Annotated in this window: 14 protein-coding genes and 1 riboswitch; of the genes, 4 read left to right on the top strand and 10 right to left on the bottom strand. The window is 61.0% G+C overall.

Annotated elements, in window-relative coordinates:
- Nucleotides 1–5: 5 nt before the first annotated feature.
- The 3 genes from CHH27_RS03790 to cydD form a co-directional block, all read right to left on the bottom strand.
- Nucleotides 6–1,613 (bottom strand): cytochrome ubiquinol oxidase subunit I, encoded by a 1,608-nt coding sequence (locus CHH27_RS03790; RefSeq protein WP_094070397.1) that lies wholly within the window; start codon nucleotides 1,611–1,613, stop codon nucleotides 6–8.
- A gap of 284 nt (nucleotides 1,614–1,897) precedes the next feature.
- Nucleotides 1,898–3,556: a thiol reductant ABC exporter subunit CydC gene (cydC, locus tag CHH27_RS03785; protein ID WP_094070396.1), complete on the bottom strand. Its 1,659-nt coding sequence runs from the start codon at nucleotides 3,554–3,556 to the stop codon at nucleotides 1,898–1,900.
- Nucleotides 3,553–5,352: a thiol reductant ABC exporter subunit CydD gene (cydD, locus tag CHH27_RS03780; protein ID WP_094070395.1), complete on the bottom strand. Its 1,800-nt coding sequence runs from the start codon at nucleotides 5,350–5,352 to the stop codon at nucleotides 3,553–3,555. The genes cydC and cydD overlap by 4 nt, the downstream gene beginning before the upstream one ends.
- Before the next feature lie 164 nt (nucleotides 5,353–5,516).
- On the opposite strand from cydD, the gene CHH27_RS03775 reads away from it, so the two are divergent.
- Entirely contained in the window at nucleotides 5,517–5,834 is a 318-nt protein-coding gene (locus tag CHH27_RS03775; RefSeq protein WP_094070394.1) for a hypothetical protein, read from the top strand.
- 129 nt (nucleotides 5,835–5,963) lie between these two features.
- Entirely contained in the window at nucleotides 5,964–6,299 is a 336-nt protein-coding gene (locus CHH27_RS03770) for a hypothetical protein (protein ID WP_157738669.1), read from the top strand.
- Nucleotides 6,300–6,400: 101 nt separating this feature from the next.
- Here CHH27_RS03770 and CHH27_RS03765 read toward each other — a convergent pair whose 3' ends face one another.
- Nucleotides 6,401–7,900 (bottom strand): CoA-acylating methylmalonate-semialdehyde dehydrogenase, encoded by a 1,500-nt coding sequence (locus tag CHH27_RS03765; RefSeq protein ID WP_094074501.1) that lies wholly within the window; start codon nucleotides 7,898–7,900, stop codon nucleotides 6,401–6,403.
- A gap of 331 nt (nucleotides 7,901–8,231) precedes the next feature.
- Here CHH27_RS03765 and CHH27_RS03760 point away from each other — a divergent pair, with 331 nt between their 5' ends.
- Nucleotides 8,232–9,113, top strand: a complete 882-nt coding sequence (locus CHH27_RS03760) for a LysR family transcriptional regulator (protein WP_094070392.1) — start codon at nucleotides 8,232–8,234, stop codon at nucleotides 9,111–9,113.
- Between the two features lie 24 nt (nucleotides 9,114–9,137).
- On the opposite strand, the gene CHH27_RS03755 is transcribed toward CHH27_RS03760, so the two are convergent.
- From CHH27_RS03755 to CHH27_RS03735, 5 genes are all read right to left on the bottom strand, one after another.
- A complete protein-coding gene (locus CHH27_RS03755) occupies nucleotides 9,138–9,743 on the bottom strand; it encodes a thiamine phosphate synthase (RefSeq protein WP_094070391.1) in 606 nt (201 codons plus the stop codon).
- Entirely contained in the window at nucleotides 9,740–10,513 is a 774-nt protein-coding gene (locus CHH27_RS03750; protein WP_094070390.1) for a thiazole synthase, read from the bottom strand. Before CHH27_RS03750 ends, CHH27_RS03755 begins: the two co-directional genes overlap by 4 nt.
- Nucleotides 10,514–10,518: 5 nt before the next feature.
- Nucleotides 10,519–10,716: a sulfur carrier protein ThiS gene (thiS, locus tag CHH27_RS03745; RefSeq protein WP_094070389.1), complete on the bottom strand. Its 198-nt coding sequence runs from the start codon at nucleotides 10,714–10,716 to the stop codon at nucleotides 10,519–10,521.
- Nucleotides 10,700–11,677, bottom strand: coding sequence for a glycine oxidase ThiO (gene thiO / locus CHH27_RS03740; protein WP_094070388.1), 978 nt, complete (start codon nucleotides 11,675–11,677; stop codon nucleotides 10,700–10,702). Before thiO ends, thiS begins: the two co-directional genes overlap by 17 nt.
- Nucleotides 11,678–11,832: 155 nt before the next feature.
- A riboswitch (TPP riboswitch) is annotated at nucleotides 11,833–11,952 on the bottom strand.
- A 41-nt stretch (nucleotides 11,953–11,993) separates the two neighbouring features.
- Nucleotides 11,994–12,521, bottom strand: a complete 528-nt coding sequence (locus tag CHH27_RS03735; RefSeq protein WP_094070387.1) for an AAA family ATPase — start codon at nucleotides 12,519–12,521, stop codon at nucleotides 11,994–11,996.
- Between the two features lie 146 nt (nucleotides 12,522–12,667).
- On the opposite strand from CHH27_RS03735, the gene CHH27_RS03730 reads away from it, so the two are divergent.
- Nucleotides 12,668–13,603 (top strand): pirin family protein, encoded by a 936-nt coding sequence (locus CHH27_RS03730; RefSeq protein ID WP_094070386.1) that lies wholly within the window; start codon nucleotides 12,668–12,670, stop codon nucleotides 13,601–13,603.
- Here CHH27_RS03730 and CHH27_RS03725 read toward each other — a convergent pair.
- Entirely contained in the window at nucleotides 13,572–14,474 is a 903-nt protein-coding gene (locus tag CHH27_RS03725; RefSeq protein ID WP_094070385.1) for a DUF6030 family protein, read from the bottom strand. The two genes, CHH27_RS03730 and CHH27_RS03725, sit on opposite strands and share 32 nt — an antisense overlap.
- Nucleotides 14,475–14,587: the final 113 nt, after the last annotated feature.

Genomic DNA, 14,587 nt, shown 5'->3' with positions numbered 1-14,587 from the left:
ACGTCTTACTCCGCAGGAACCGAGGCTGAATTGGGAACGGCGGGCCGCATGGTCGGCGGCGGCAATGTTTCCGCGGCCTCGCCATCGTCCGGTCCGATCTTGATGTACTTGATCATCAAGGTGATCTCGATCACCAGAAGCGTGCTGTAGAGCGCGATGAAGCCGGCCAGCGTCAGGAGAACTTCGGTGACGCTCAGACTGGAGACGGCGGCAGCCGTCGGCAGCATGCTCTCGATGATCCAGGGTTGCCGGCCGTATTCGGCAACAAACCAGCCCATTTCGCAGGCAATCCACGGCAACGGGATGGCCCAGACAGCGATATGAAGCAGCCAGCGGCGTTTCTCGCGCAAGACATCAAGCTGCCCGGACGAGGAATAGTAGAAAAAGATCGCCGTCAGCAGGATGAAGAAGAAGCCGCAGGCGACCATGATGCGGAATGCATAAAACATGGGCCAGACTTCCGGCACCGTCGACCAGGCTGCCGCGTCCACCTGCTCCGTCGTGGCGTTCAGCGGGTCGTCGGTAAAGGGCAGCAACAGGTATGCGTATCCAAGAGAACTCTCGTTCTGCATGAAAGTCTCGCGCAGTTCCTGGCTTGCCTTGGACGGGTCTTCGCGGATCTGCTGCAACGCGTCCCACGCGATCGCGCCCTGACGGATCCGGTCCTTGGTGCGGTCCACCAGTTCATGAATGCCCGGAATCTCGGTGTCGAGAGAGCGCGTCGCGATCAGGCCCATGACATATGGCACTTCAATGGCAAAAACGTTCTCGCGCTTTTCCATGTCCGGCCAGGCAACGACATTGAAGGCGGCAGGGGCCGGCTCCGTGTGCCACATGGCCTCGATGGTCGCGAGTTTCATCTTCTGGTTCAGATTTGCCTCGTAGCCGCTTTCGTCGCCGAGCACGACGACGGACAGCGCGGAGGCAAAGCCGAAGGCGGATGCTATCGCCATGGAGCGTTTGGCAATCGCGATATGGCGGCCGCGCAGCATGTACCAGGCCGAGATACCGAGCATGAACATGGCGGCGGTGACATAGCCCGCCGACACCGTGTGTACAAACTTGGCCTGGGCGACCGGATTGAACAGGACGTCAAAGAAGCTGGTCACTTCCATGCGCATTGTATCCGGGTTGAATGCCGCTCCGACCGGGTGCTGCATCCAGCCGTTGGCTATCAGGATCCAGAGCGCTGAAAAATTGGTACCGAGCGCAACCGCCCAGGTGGCAGCAAGGTGCTGGCGCTTGGACAACCTGTCCCAGCCGAAGAAGAACAGACCGACAAAGGTTGCTTCGAGGAAGAAGGCCATCAGGCCCTCAATCGCCAGCGGCGCACCGAAGACATCGCCTACATACTGGCTGAAATAGGCCCAGTTCATGCCGAACTGGAACTCCATCGTCAGGCCTGTTGCCACCCCGAGCACGAAGTTGATCCCGAACAGCGTGCCCCAGAACTTCACCATGCGCTTCCAGATCTCGCGACCCGTCATCACATAGACCGTTTCCATGGTGGCGAGCAGGATCGACAGGCCGATGGTCAAGGGCACAAACAGGAAGTGGTAGAGCGCTGTCATGGCAAATTGCAGCCGGGACAGGTCAACGACGTTGAGTTCCATCGCATTCCCCCTTTTCAGGCCGAGAGCCTGAGCAAAAAGCTTTGGTGAAGACCCTGCTCCGTTGCACCGGCAACCGAAAGACCGTCCCTTTTGGCTGCCAGCCCTTGCGCCGCCCCTTCTTCAAGGGCGGCACCTAAACCGAGTCTTCGAATGTGTCGATGGTGACCCAGCCCCTTGGCAAGGTCAATGCGACACTTGCAGTACAACAACTTTAAGGCGAGAAAAACTGAGCAGGAACTGTTTGAAAAACGAGGGGTTTGCCGAACGCGGGTCCGGCGCCTCATTCATTGGGCGCCCAGATGCAACACGTGGTCGGCCCTGTCCAGTTCACGCTGTTTGTGGGCAATCATCAGCACCGCAGCGTCCCCGCGGGCGGCAAAGAAACGGCCAAGTACATCTGAGGCGGTCTCCTCGTCGAGCCCCTCCGTCATCTCGTCAAGAATGAAGAGGCCCGGGCGCGTCAAAAAGGCACGCGCCAACGCCAGCCGGCGAAGCTCCCCTCCGGACAAACCGATCCCCCCCTCTCCCAGGATTGTCTCCAGTCCGGCGGGGCCGACGGCAATCCGGTCCGCCAAAGCGGCCTTTTCAAGGGCAGACCAGAGTTCACCATCGCTCGCGCCCGCACCGGCGATGCGCAAATTGGCAGCCACCGTATCGTTGAAGAAGGAGGGCTTCTGCCCCAGGACCGTGATCCGGGACCGCAACCGCTGTTCCGCGATCTGGCGCAAGGGCTCACCATCCAGGAAGATGTTTCCACTCTCGGGGTCGAGGAGCCGGGCGGCGAGCGCCACAAGGGTGCTCTTGCCGCAGCCGCTTCTACCTGCGACCGCCATGACTTCGCCAGGCCTGACTTGAAAGCTGAGCCCCTCAACGGCCTCCCGAAGCGCGCCGGGATAGCGGAACGAAACAGCTTCAAAGCAAAGCACATCCGTGTCTGGTCCAGGCAATGGCTGCCCGCCGGCCTCAGCGCCGTCCTCTCCGGGTCGCTCCGCACCGGCAAATAGACCGCCAACCCGCCTTGCAGCCAAATTCACCCGTGGTAACCGAATGAGGCCCGGCAGCACCAGGTTGACGATCTCGGGCATGGCCATCACCACCAGCACGAGACCTGCGGCAAAGGCAACGCCAAATTCCCCTTGTGCCACGCCAAGGATCGCGACCATTAAAAACGCGGCCAGAAACAGCTGCCCGATCAACCCGGACAGGACCGTCAGACGCAGGGCGCGCTCTTCTTCTGCGTCTTCCGCCTTGTGCAGGCGGTCTTCGGCAGCCAGCACGCTGCTGGCGGCACGGTCCAGCCCCCCATAGATGCTCAGATCCCGCCGTCCGGCCACAAGATCCGCCGATCTCAGCCGCATGGCCTCCAATGCGGCATCTGCCCGCCTTGCCGTATTGAGATCCGGCCGAAAAACCGGCATCAGCAGAACGGCAGACCAAAGACAAAACAGCAAAAAACCGCATGTCAGTACAGGTATCGAAACGGACGCCCACCAGGCAACAAGCGCAACCGCTGCGACAATGGCAACCGTGCCCGGAACGACCAGGCGCAAATAGACAAGATCCAGAGCGGCAATGTCGACTGTCAGCCTGTTGAGCGAGACAGCCGAGCGTGCGCCTCGCCTTCGGGTATGGATGTATCCGGCGAACACCTGGTTGCGGAGCTGGAGTAGAAACCTGAACGTTGCCTCGTGGGTCAGCAGCCGTTCACCATAACGGCCACCGGTACGCATGATGGCCAGGGCACGAATGATGGCGCTCGGCGCAAAAATGTTCAAGAACGCTCCGCTCAGGCCCGCAAGGGCGGCAGCGGTTATGAACCAGCCGGACACGCCGAGCAGAAGCAGCCCGGCCGCGGCGGGAACGAGCGAAACAAGAATGCCGAGCGTGAAAGAAAGCCGGTCGTGTTGATACTGAGACCGGATGATCCGCCAAACAGATGTCATGAGACCTCTTCTCCAACGGCCCGCACGTCCTGTTTCTCCAGTTCGACCACGCGGCCCGGCAAAGCTAGCACCGCAGGATCATGCGTCGCGATGATGGTCGTGCGCCCGGCTGCAAGCGTCTCAAGTCCCCTGATCACCAGACCCGCAGTTTCCCTGTCCAAAGCGGCCGTCGGTTCATCTGCAAGAAACAGTCCGGCGTCTTTGCGCATGGCGGCCCGGGCAAGCGCGACCCGCCTGATTTCTCCGACGGAAAGACCGAAGCCGTCTTCTCCCAGTTGCGTTGAAAGCCCCTGTGGCAAACGCTCGACAAGCGCCTTCGCCCCGGCCAGCTGCAACGCGCGCCAAAGATCCGCATCCGTGACAGATTGGGTATCTACGGCTCCCATCAGCAGATTCGATTTCAGACTTCCATGAAACAGACGCGGAGCCTGGTCCAGCCAAGACACGTTCTGCAACAGGCTGCGTCCCAGTTGGCTTGGTGCAGACCCGTTGATCTGGACAATCCCTGACCGGGGCACATGAAAACCCAACAGGCAATCGAGAAGGCTCGTTTTGCCGCTTCCGCTGCGCCCTGTCAGAAACACCGTCTCCCCGGGTGCGATGTCGAGATTGAAGTTCTCAAAAACGAGCGTTCCGGCCAGCTCCAGCTTCAAATCCTTCACATGGATGGCAGGCGCAGCTGGTGCCTCCGATGGATTGCGATTTACCTTGCCGCACCTGGAAGGCCCCTCGGCGCGATTCCTCTGCAGCAGGCCAGCCAGTTTTTCCTGCGCGGCAAGCCCTGCGGCCCGGTCATGGTAGGCCGCAGCATATGCTCTGAGCGGGGCGAAAAATTCAGGCGCCAGCAGCAGGACGAACAGCCCGGCAGAATAGCCGAGCGGCTGTCCCCAGGTGCCGACGGAGAGATCGCCCAGCAGCGTGAAACCAATAAAGACCGCCAAAAAGGCGATCCCTAGTGCGGAGAAGAGTTCCAGAACAGTGGACGACAAAAAGGCGATCTTGAGAACGCTCATGGTGCCCTTCCGGAAGCGCTCCCCTGCCTCGGCGACATCGTTGCGGGTCCGCTCCAGGGCCCCGAACAGTTCCAGTGTTTCCAGCCCCTTGATACGGTCGAGCAAAACCCCGCTCAGCCGTGTCAGTTCCTCCTGCTGACCGGCGCTTGCCGCCTGAGCGCGCATACCGATCAAGGCCATGAAGAGCGGAATGACCGGACCGCACACAAGCAGGATCAGGGCGGCCAGCCAGCTGTGCCAGAGCGTTACGAGAACAATCGCCAAGGGCACGATCTTCAGTCTCGGAAGCTGCGGCACGTAGTTGCGGTAGTAGGGACCGAGCAGATCCACCTGTTCGCTGATATGGGCGGCAAACGCCCCGGAAGACGGAAACGGTGCGGCGGGTGACGTTTTGGAAGCCACAGCAAGCAACTCCGCCCGCGTCCTGCTTTGCAGCTCCCGCGCGGCCTGTCTTGCAAGACGTGCCCCCAGATACTGTAGACCAGCCCGCACCAGCGCAAGGCCGGCAAAACACGCAGCAAAGACAATCGTCTGAGGAAGCAGACCTGCAGGAAAACCGGCTGGCCTCGACACTTCCGGCAATGAGGAAAAAACGGCTCCAAGCGCAAGGGCGATCAATCCGGCCTGTGGAATCCAGAAAAGATCGGATGCCGCGACAAGCAGGCCTGCCCTTTTCAGGCGCTTCCTGTCAGCCGGTAAAGGTTTCCCGATCTCAGCAATCCCTTCGCGCCGCGCCGAAGCATGGTTCGCATAATGATCTGGTTCGCGCCCGTGTTTTCCCATCGATTAGTTGATGTCGCGCTCGACTGTGAATTTCAAGGGGCGACTTGCCACGCTCGCGGATTGCTCCGGACAAAAAAGCCAAACTCTCCTGACAGGAGGCTGTCAGGACGGCTGTGCCATGAAGGGGCAAGGGAATATCCCCTTTCAAATTCATGGAGATACCAATGACCGAACCCTGCCTCGAACTCGTCGTTTTCAAAGTCAAGGATGCCGACAAGGCGCGTCTAGCCCGGCGCGCTGCACAGGACACCGTCAGCACCTATGACGGTTTTCTCTCCTGGACCGCCTATGAAGCCTGCGAGGACAAGGGCCTGTTCGCCGACGTTGTGTTATGGCGTGACCTGAACGCGGCCAAGGCCGCTGCGGACAAGGTCATGAAGGATCCCGGCTTCAAAGCCATCATGGCGGAAATCGACGGTCTGGTGACCATGTCGCACTATCAAGCCGATCGGACGGTCACCGCTGACGCCGTCGCAGCCTGACCCTTCCAGAGGCTCCGTGAACGCGGGTTCGCGGAGCCGAAATCAGAAAGCATGCCTTGTGGGCCGGTTTCCATGGCAGTATCGCTGAAGAGACTTGTGGCTTCAGGGTCAACGGAAACGGAGAGCGGCATGAAGGACAGAAAACCAGGGCTTGGCGACTTCGGCTATATCATCGCCGGCCGGCTGTTCGCGTCCCTGATCGCCGCCCTTGCCGTGAGCATTTCGTTTGTGCTTGTTCTGGCTGGCTACTACCTGCAGGCCGCCGGCGGCCTGCTGTCTCTTCTCATTCTTGCCTTCGCCGCCCAGCAACTGGTCCTGACCCTCGATCCGGTCAGGCCCTCCAATTTGCTCGGAATGGCCAACCGGTCGCGGCAACCGGGGGTGTTCTGGCCGCTTTTCCTGCTTTGCGCTCTGGCAATTACAGCACTGGTTGTCGCCATCACCTGGTATCTGCTCGTTTTTTGAGCTGCGGCCTCAGCGACGCAACGACCAAGTTTGTTTCCAAGTCAAAAAAGAAGGGCGCCCGACCATTGGTGGGGCGCCCTGCTCGTTCAGCCTTCAAAGGCTTATTTCATGGTCGGGATCACGAATTCCGCACCATCCTTGAGGCCGGACGGCCAACGGGACGTGACGGTCTTGGTGCGGGTGTAGAACTTGAACCCGTCCGGACCGTGCTGGTTGAGATCGCCGAAGCCGGACTTTTTCCAGCCGCCAAACGTGTGATAGGCGAGCGGCACAGGGATCGGCACGTTGATGCCGACCATGCCGATATTGATGCGGGACGCAAAATCGCGCGCCGTGTCGCCGTCACGGGTAAAGATGGCCGTGCCGTTGCCGTATTCGTGGCTCAGCGGCAGATCGAGGGCCTCTTCGTAGCTTTCGGCGCGAACAACCGACAGGACCGGACCGAAGATCTCGGTCTTGTAGATTTCCATGTCCTTGGTGACGTTGTCGAACAGGCAGCCGCCCATGAAGAAGCCGTCTTCATAGCCCTGCATGGAGAAACCGCGGCCATCGACCACCAGGTTGGCGCCTTCCTTGACACCCTGATCGACTAGGCCCTTGACGCGGGTCAGGGCTTCCTTGGTGACAAGCGGACCGAAGTCGACATCGTTGCCGGCGGTGTACGGCCCGATCTTCAGCGCTTCGACCTTCGGCGCCAGCTTTTCGATCAGCGCGTTTGCGGTGCTCTCGCCAACCGGAACGGCAACGGAAACAGCCATGCAGCGCTCGCCCGCTGCGCCGTAACCGGCACCGACCAGGGCGTCGGCCGCCTGATCGAGATCAGCGTCCGGCATGATGATCATGTGGTTCTTGGCACCACCGAAACACTGGGCGCGTTTGCCGGAAGCCGTTGCGCGGGCATAGACATATTGTGCGATCGGCGTGGAGCCGACAAAGCCGACCGCCTGGATGGTCTCATCGTCCAGGATCGCATCGACCGCGCTCTTGTCGCCGTTGACAACGTTCAGCACACCTTCCGGCAGACCGGCTTCGATCATCAGTTCGGCCAGCATGATCGGCACGGACGGATCGCGCTCGGACGGCTTCAGGATGAAGCTGTTGCCGCAGGCAATTGCCGGGCAGAATTTCCACATCGGGATCATGGCCGGGAAGTTGAACGGCGTGATGCCGGCAACAACGCCGAGCGGCTGGCGCATGGAATACATGTCGATGCCCGGGCCGGCGCCTTCGGTGAACTCACCCTTGAGCATATGCGGTGCGCCGATGCAGAATTCGGCCACTTCCAGACCGCGAATGACGTCGCCCTTGGCATCCGGCAAGGTCTTGCCGTGTTCGCGCGACAGGGCCTCGGCCAGCTTGTCCATGTCACGGTTCAGAAGATCAACGAACTTCATCATCACGCGTGCGCGGCGCTGCGGGTTGGTGGCCGCCCAGGCCGGCTGCGCGGCAGCAGCATTGGCAATGGCCGCGTCCATCTCCGCCTGGCTGGCGAGCGCGACCTGCGCCTGCACTTCACCCGTGGCCGGATTGTAGACATCTGCATAACGGCCGGACGTGCCTTCCACACGCTTGCCGCCGATGAAATGACCGATCTTTTCCATGTCGCATTTCTCCCAAACTGCCGGACGGTCCAGCGCCGTTAGGGCACCCGCCGGATCTGGCATTGTTTTGACTTTATTTTTTGCGACAAACAAGACCCAGTATTCCGGACCTGTTGTGCATTTTTTATAGTTATGGCAAGAACGATGCGATGACGCTTCGTTGTTGTGACGATAAATCCAATCCCTGTTCATTGTCATCCCGGCCGAAGCGAAGCAGAGAGCCGGGATCCAGTACGCCGCAGCGGCTGCTCGCGCCAACTGATGCCTTAGTTTACCGGTTCCCTGCTTTCGCGGGGACGACACCTGCGAGGAAACAGGAGAGTGCCACGCCATGAACTGGGACGACATTCGAATTTTCCTGTCGATTGCCCGCACCGGCCAGATCCTGGCAGCGGCGCGGCGGCTGGGGTTGAACCACGCAACGGTCGCCCGGCGGCTGACAGCGCTTGAGGACAGTGTCGGCACACGACTGTTCGACCGTTCGACTTCGGGCTGTGTCCTGACGGATGCCGGCACAAGATTCTTTGACCGGGCTGAAAGGATCGAGGCGGAAGCGCTCGCAGCGGAAGCGGATTTTGGTGGCGACACGCCCGGCATTACCGGCACCGTGCGCATCGGCGCTCCGGACGGCTTCGGGGTCGCCTACCTCGCCCCGCGCCTTGGCCAGCTGACGGCACGCCATCCGGGCCTGACGGTGCAGCTCGTGCCCGTACCCCGCTCCTTTTCCCTCTCGCGGCGCGAAGCGGATATCGCGGTCACGATCGACCGGCCGGATACAGGACGGCTGGTTGCCGGCAAACTGGTCGATTATTCGCTCGGCCTTTACGCGTCGAAGACCTATCTGAAGGAACACGGCACGCCAAACTCACCAAGCGATCTCAGCGCACACGATCTGATCGGCTATGTGGAAGATCTGCTCTATTCCCCGTCCCTCAATTATGGCGCGGAAATCTCGCGGGACTGGACAGCACGGTTCGAGATTGCATCCGCCCTGGGACAGACGGAGGCTGTGCGCGGCGGCGCCGGCATCGGCATCCTTCACGACTTCATCGCGCGCGATGACAGCACGCTCGTCGCCGTTCTGCCCGAGCTCAAGTTGAAACGCGCCTACTGGATGGTCACACATGAAAGCTCCCGCCCACTGCGCCATGTGGCGGCCGTGCAGGACTTCTTGCGCGACCAGGTCGCGCGCGACAAAGCCATATTCGGGTAGCACTCCTTTACACAGCGATGAATGCTATCGCCACTGCGCGGTTGCCGAGATCCATTCCCGCGTCCGGGCCTCCGGGTCCGAATTGCGGGTGATGTCGGTGACCACCGCCGCACTGTCGGCCCCGTTTTCAAAGACACCGGGCAAGCGTTCCGGATTGAGACCACCAATCGCGACCAGTGGCAGACCGCCGATCTGATCTTTCCACCTGCCGATCTTCTCAAGGCCTTGCGGTGCCCATTTCATCTTCTTCAGGACGGTCGGGTAGACAGGCCCCAATGCAACATATTCAGGCGCAACGGCGAGAGCTGTTTCCAGTTCCGCGCCGTCATGGGTGGAAACCCCGAGTTTGAGACCCGCCGAGCGGATGGCATCGACATCAGCGTCAGCCAGGTCTTCCTGACCCAGATGAATGAAATCACAGCCTTCATCGATGGCCAGCTGCCAATAGTCATTGACGATGAGCTGGCAGCTATGCTCGGCGCAGATCTCTTTCGACGCCGCGATTTCTTCGCGCAAAACGCGCTCGGGCTGGTCCTTGATGCGCAGCTGCACAAGCTTCACGCCAAGCGGCACCAGGCGCCTGATCCAGTCGGAGCTGTCGACAATCAGGTAGAAGGGATCGAGTTTCATTCAAACACCGCCATTCCGATAACCGGGGTTGAGGGAACCGCCATGTCGCGCGGTTCCAGAGGTACTGCTTCATAGGCCAATCGACCGGCCTCGACTGCTCCGGAAAAAGCCCGGGCCATGGCCACCGGATCGCCGGCCTTGGCAACGGCCGTGTTCAACAGGACGGCATCGAAGCCCAGTTCGAGGACCTCAGCCGCATGCGAAGGCCGGCCGAGGCCAGCATCGACTACAAGCGGTATGTCCCTGAAATGCGCGCGGTAGCTTTTCAGGGCATCCGGATTGACCGGCCCCCTGGCAGAGCCGATCGGCGCACACCAGGGCATCAGGACCTGGCAACCTGCCTCCAGCAGCCGCTCGCCGACGATCACGTCCTCGGTTGTATAGGGAAACACCTTGAAGCCGTCCTCGCTCAGGATCCGGGCGGCTTCAACGAGGCCGAAGACATCGGGCTGCAGACTGTCGTGATGACCGATCACTTCCAGCTTGATCCAGTCCGTTCCGAAGAGTTCGCGCGCCATCTGCGCCGTGGTCACCGCTTCGCGAACCGTATGGCAGCCTGCGGTGTTGGGAAGAACACGCACCTTCAGATCACGGATCAGATCCCAGAACTTGCCACCTGCGCCGCTGCCCGCGCTCTCCCGTCGCAGCGATACGGTCAGGATTTCCGTACCGGAGGATTTGATCGCATCCGCCAGGATCCTGGGCGATGGATATTGTGCCGTGCCCAGCAGCAGCCGCGATGAAATGCTCTCCCCGTAAAAGTCCGGCATCGCTCTCAGCCTCCCTGCATCGGCGACAGGATCTCGATCCGGTCGCCCTCCCGCAGTGTGCAGGCATTGCGGACTTCCGAACTGACAAGTTCGCCGTTCCGCGCTGTTGCCAGGAAAGCGTGCTCATAGTCCAGCTCCTCAAGGAGCAGGTCCAGGGTGGCGCTTTTAACGTCGCGCGCTTCGCCGTTAATGAAGAGCTTCAAGACGAGTCTCCTGATGTTGCGTGGTGATCATGTGTGCCGCAAGGCCCGCAAAATGCGGTGCCAGCAGGAAGCCGTGGCGGTAAAACCCATTGACGAAGATGGTGTCTCCCGCACGCCGGATACGCGGCAGATTGTCGGCATAGGCCGGCCGAAGCCCGGCACCGGTCTCGACAATCCTGGCTTCGGCGAAGCCCGGATGCAGGCTGTAGGCGGCATTGAGCAATTCCATGGTGGACCGCACGGTGACCGGCCCGTCGTCGCCGCTTTCAATCATGGTCGCGCCGATCATGAAGTGTTGGTCCTCGCGCGGAACGACATAGACCGGAAAACGCGGATGCAGCAGGCGCACGGGCCGTGCCAGATGAACGTCCGGTGCGTGCAGGATCAGCATCTCGCCGCGAACCGGGCGCAGGTCCGGATCGCGGGCAGCCATGCCGGTGCAATCCGCTGTCAAACCCGATACGTTTCGAGGGCAGTCGCTCCCGACATGAAAATCGACACCATCGGCGATCAGGTCATCAAGGAGTTTTTGAAGCGCCGCACGCGGATCGAGATGGGCTTCGCCTTCGAAAAAGAGACCTTTTGCGAAACGGCCCTCCAGCTCCGGTTCTAGAACTGTCACCCCGCTGCGGTCGAGCAGCCGGTAGCCGGATGTTCTTCGGGCAAACCGGTCGAGTTCCCGGGTATCTCTGGCAGGTGCCACCACCAGTGTTCCCCTTCTCTGTAACAAGCCGGGTACGGCGCGATCCCACCAGTCGATGGCACCCTTGCCAAAGCGCAGCACCGGCTCTTCTGCGTTCTCCCGTTCGCACCAGGGCGCCAGCATGCCGCCGGCAAGCCAGGAGGCGCTGCCGCTCCAATCCGAACGCCTGTCCACCAAATGGACCTTAACCTTGCGCCGAAGAAGCTCCCGCGCCAGCGCAAGACCAGCGACACCGGCACCGCGAACCAGGACTTCCATCACCAAGTCCCCTTTGTGCAGGAGTATGCGTCTCTACGGTCTCCAACGACTGCCAAGTGTTTTCCTTCCGGCAAAGACCCACAAACGGTCTCGGGCAGATAGACGGTCAGCCTGGTGACAAGAGAGGAGCCAGCATCCTGCGGAATTGTGATCCGGACGGATCGCAGGCACCTTCCCTTCGCCAGCATGACCTGGATCAGGTTCGTCGGGTCCCTGCGCTGCGCATTGCGCTCTGCAGCATCTCAGCCCCTCGTGGGGCACCCCGGGTGTGGTTTCCTTGTGCAACCCGGTATTCGAACTGTCAAGAAGCCAGCCTTCAAACAGCAGTCGTCCCCACGCGAGAAAGAAAGTCTCTGACCTCCCCCAGATCGGTCAGCCGGTGAACGCTCAGATGGGCGGGCGGATTGTCCTGGATCCGCACCAGCTTGTCGCGGGCGGAGTGACGCGTGCGCCAGATGAAACGCAGGAATTCCAAGGTCTGGAGGTTGAAGCGCTCCGGACAGCCCTCCGGCAGATCCGGTCGGCTGCGCCCGTAATATTTCACCGACCGCTTCAGGACACGAAACAGTCTCAGACCGACCGGCACATCCAGCCAGATGAAGGTATCCGCCCGCGCGACCCGTTCGGCATACGTGCTCGAATGACCACCTTCGAAGATCCAGTGCTCTTTTTGGTGCACTTCGTGCGTCAGCCGGTCTTTCTCTTCCCGGGAACGCTCAACCCAGCCCGGCCGGTAGTGGATCTTGTCCATGTGAAAGACCGGCAAACCGGTTTTTTCGCCAAGTGCGGACGCAAGCATGCTCTTGCCCGAGCCGGGACCGCCGACAATCATGACACGTTTCATTTTATACCTTCCAGGGTCAGGAGGGCCGGCGGTTATACACGCATTGCAAGACATTGAAACCGGGAAACAGACTGTTCAATGGACACTTTTGCAATCGTCACCCTATCTAGGTGGCAATGACATGACAGCGATTGAAGGAGAGGCCCATGAGCTGGCTGAACTGCCCCGATCCCACCCCTGGCGATGCAGCAAGCTGCGATCCGATCGACACGATCATTGTTCCGCGCACCTCCGATCTCGGCGGTTTTTCCGTGCGCCGCGCCCTGCCCTCCGCCAAACGGCGCATGGTTGGTCCGTTCATCTTTTTCGATCAGATGGGGCCGGCTGAACTGCTGGTCGGCGGCGGCATCGACGTGCGCCCGCACCCGCATATCGGCCTTGCCACGGTGACCTATCTCTTCGAAGGCGAGATGTATCACCGGGACAGTCTCGGCACTGAAATTGCCATCGCACCGGGCGCCCTTAACTGGATGAGTGCCGGCAAGGGCATCGTGCATTCCGAACGTGAACGACCGGAGCGGCTGCAGCAGACACGGCCGCTCTTTGGGCTGCAAAGCTGGGTGGCTCTACCCAAACATCTGGAAGAAGGCGACCCGAGCTTTCAGCATCACGGGGTCGAGGACCAGCCGGAATTCGCCGACAAGGGCGCGTCGGTCAAATTGATTGCCGGCGAGCTCTACGGTCACAAGGCTCCTGTGAAAACCGCCTCCGACATGTTCTATGCCGATATCAGCCTGGAGCCGGGCGCCAGAATCCCGCTGGACGCCGGATGGGAAGAACGTGGCCTTTATACCGTGTCAGGTCAGATCACGATCGCCGGCCAGAGTTTCGACCCGGCTCAATTGCTTGTGTTCAAGCCTGGCGACCACCTGGTGATCGAAAACAACTCTCCGGCCCCCGCGCGGTTTGTTGTGCTTGGCGGCGAGCCGATGGACGGCAAACGCTACATCTGGTGGAACTTCGTTTCCTCCTCCAGGGAGCGGATCGAACAGGCCAAGGAAGACTGGAGACAGGGCCGCTTCGACACGGTCCCCGGTGATGCGGAGGAATTCATTCCCCTGCCCGATCGTCCGGGCCCCTGACGCTCCAGCCGCTTTCGAGCGGTGGCGCCTGTTCAAATCTGTCGGCGGGCCGGATCAGGTCCGGCTCGCCGAAATCCATGATGATATTCATGCGTCGGCTCGCGCGCGGGTCGCCGGTCAGGTTCGGGTCTTCCGGAGCGACCGAAAGCTGCACGCCGCGATGGTTTGTTTCCAGCTTCGAAAACCCTGAGACGGCCTTTCTGAAAGTGTCGGGCACCGTCCAGCCGTAGCGCCCGGCCAGTGCATCAATCACCAGCCAGACGGCTTCCAGGCCGATCTCCTTCTGACGCGGATCTTCCACGACCAGTTTCAGCCGCAGATAGTCAATCTTGTCTTCGTCCGGGCCGCGCAACAAGAGAAACAGTGTCGTTGCGCCATAATCGACACTCGGTGTGGTCAGCGGCACCAGATCGGAGGCGCATTGCCAGCGGTCCTTGTGAAATGGCGCCTTGCGCCAGCCCCGATTGGTCAGACCGAGCTGCTGAAGCTCGGCACACAGCGCGTCCGGCTTGCCCAGAAAACTGCGTTTCAGCTCCGCGGCGAGTTCCGGCGCCGGCCGCAGCAGCGCTTCGCGCGCGGTCTCCTGCAAGGGCAGCAATGGATCGGGCAACCCCGGGCCGGTCGAGACGGGCTGGCTGATCCAGTCCTTCAGGACATTTAAAGTCACTCCACCGACGGCAAATCCGGCCGTCAGCAAGGCCAGCGTTCCCCAGAAATAGTAAGGCGTTACGAACGGTCGCCTGACGTTGCCCTCACCTGTCGACCGGTGCACCGCTGCGCCCCGATCCTGCAGCCTCTCTTCCGGTTGCTGGAACGGATCGTCTTCCTGATCCGCCCAGCGAGGGCCGGCATTGCGTTTGCCGGAGCGCATCGCACCAGGTTCCTTTGGCGATTGCTCGGGCCGTGCTGTGCGCGCCGCCGTCAATAACTGCCTGATCCTGTCCGCTAGTCCTGACATCGTCACCTAAACCGGCATCCTTTCTG

The sequence above is a fragment of the Labrenzia sp. VG12 genome (assembly GCF_002237595.1).
Taxonomy (GTDB): Bacteria; Pseudomonadota; Alphaproteobacteria; order Rhizobiales; family Stappiaceae; genus Roseibium.
This window is presented reverse-complemented; position numbering and strand designations above follow the sequence as displayed.

Excerpts from the sequence above, each read along its gene's own strand:
- CHH27_RS03790 (WP_094070397.1), bottom strand. The coding sequence starts at position 1,613 with ATGGAACTCAACGTCGTTGACCTGTCCCGGCTGCAATTTGCCATGACA.
- cydC (WP_094070396.1), bottom strand. The coding sequence starts at position 3,556 with ATGACATCTGTTTGGCGGATCATCCGGTCTCAGTATCAACACGACCGG.
- cydD (WP_094070395.1), bottom strand. The coding sequence starts at position 5,352 with ATGGGAAAACACGGGCGCGAACCAGATCATTATGCGAACCATGCTTCG.
- CHH27_RS03775 (WP_094070394.1), top strand. The coding sequence starts at position 5,517 with ATGACCGAACCCTGCCTCGAACTCGTCGTTTTCAAAGTCAAGGATGCC.
- CHH27_RS03770 (WP_157738669.1), top strand. The coding sequence starts at position 5,964 with ATGAAGGACAGAAAACCAGGGCTTGGCGACTTCGGCTATATCATCGCC.
- CHH27_RS03765 (WP_094074501.1), bottom strand. The coding sequence starts at position 7,900 with ATGGAAAAGATCGGTCATTTCATCGGCGGCAAGCGTGTGGAAGGCACG.
- CHH27_RS03760 (WP_094070392.1), top strand. The coding sequence starts at position 8,232 with ATGAACTGGGACGACATTCGAATTTTCCTGTCGATTGCCCGCACCGGC.
- CHH27_RS03755 (WP_094070391.1), bottom strand. The coding sequence starts at position 9,743 with ATGAAACTCGATCCCTTCTACCTGATTGTCGACAGCTCCGACTGGATC.
- CHH27_RS03750 (WP_094070390.1), bottom strand. The coding sequence starts at position 10,513 with ATGCCGGACTTTTACGGGGAGAGCATTTCATCGCGGCTGCTGCTGGGC.
- thiO (WP_094070388.1), bottom strand. The coding sequence starts at position 11,677 with ATGGAAGTCCTGGTTCGCGGTGCCGGTGTCGCTGGTCTTGCGCTGGCG.
- CHH27_RS03735 (WP_094070387.1), bottom strand. The coding sequence starts at position 12,521 with ATGAAACGTGTCATGATTGTCGGCGGTCCCGGCTCGGGCAAGAGCATG.
- CHH27_RS03730 (WP_094070386.1), top strand. The coding sequence starts at position 12,668 with ATGAGCTGGCTGAACTGCCCCGATCCCACCCCTGGCGATGCAGCAAGC.
- CHH27_RS03725 (WP_094070385.1), bottom strand. The coding sequence starts at position 14,474 with ATGCGCTCCGGCAAACGCAATGCCGGCCCTCGCTGGGCGGATCAGGAA.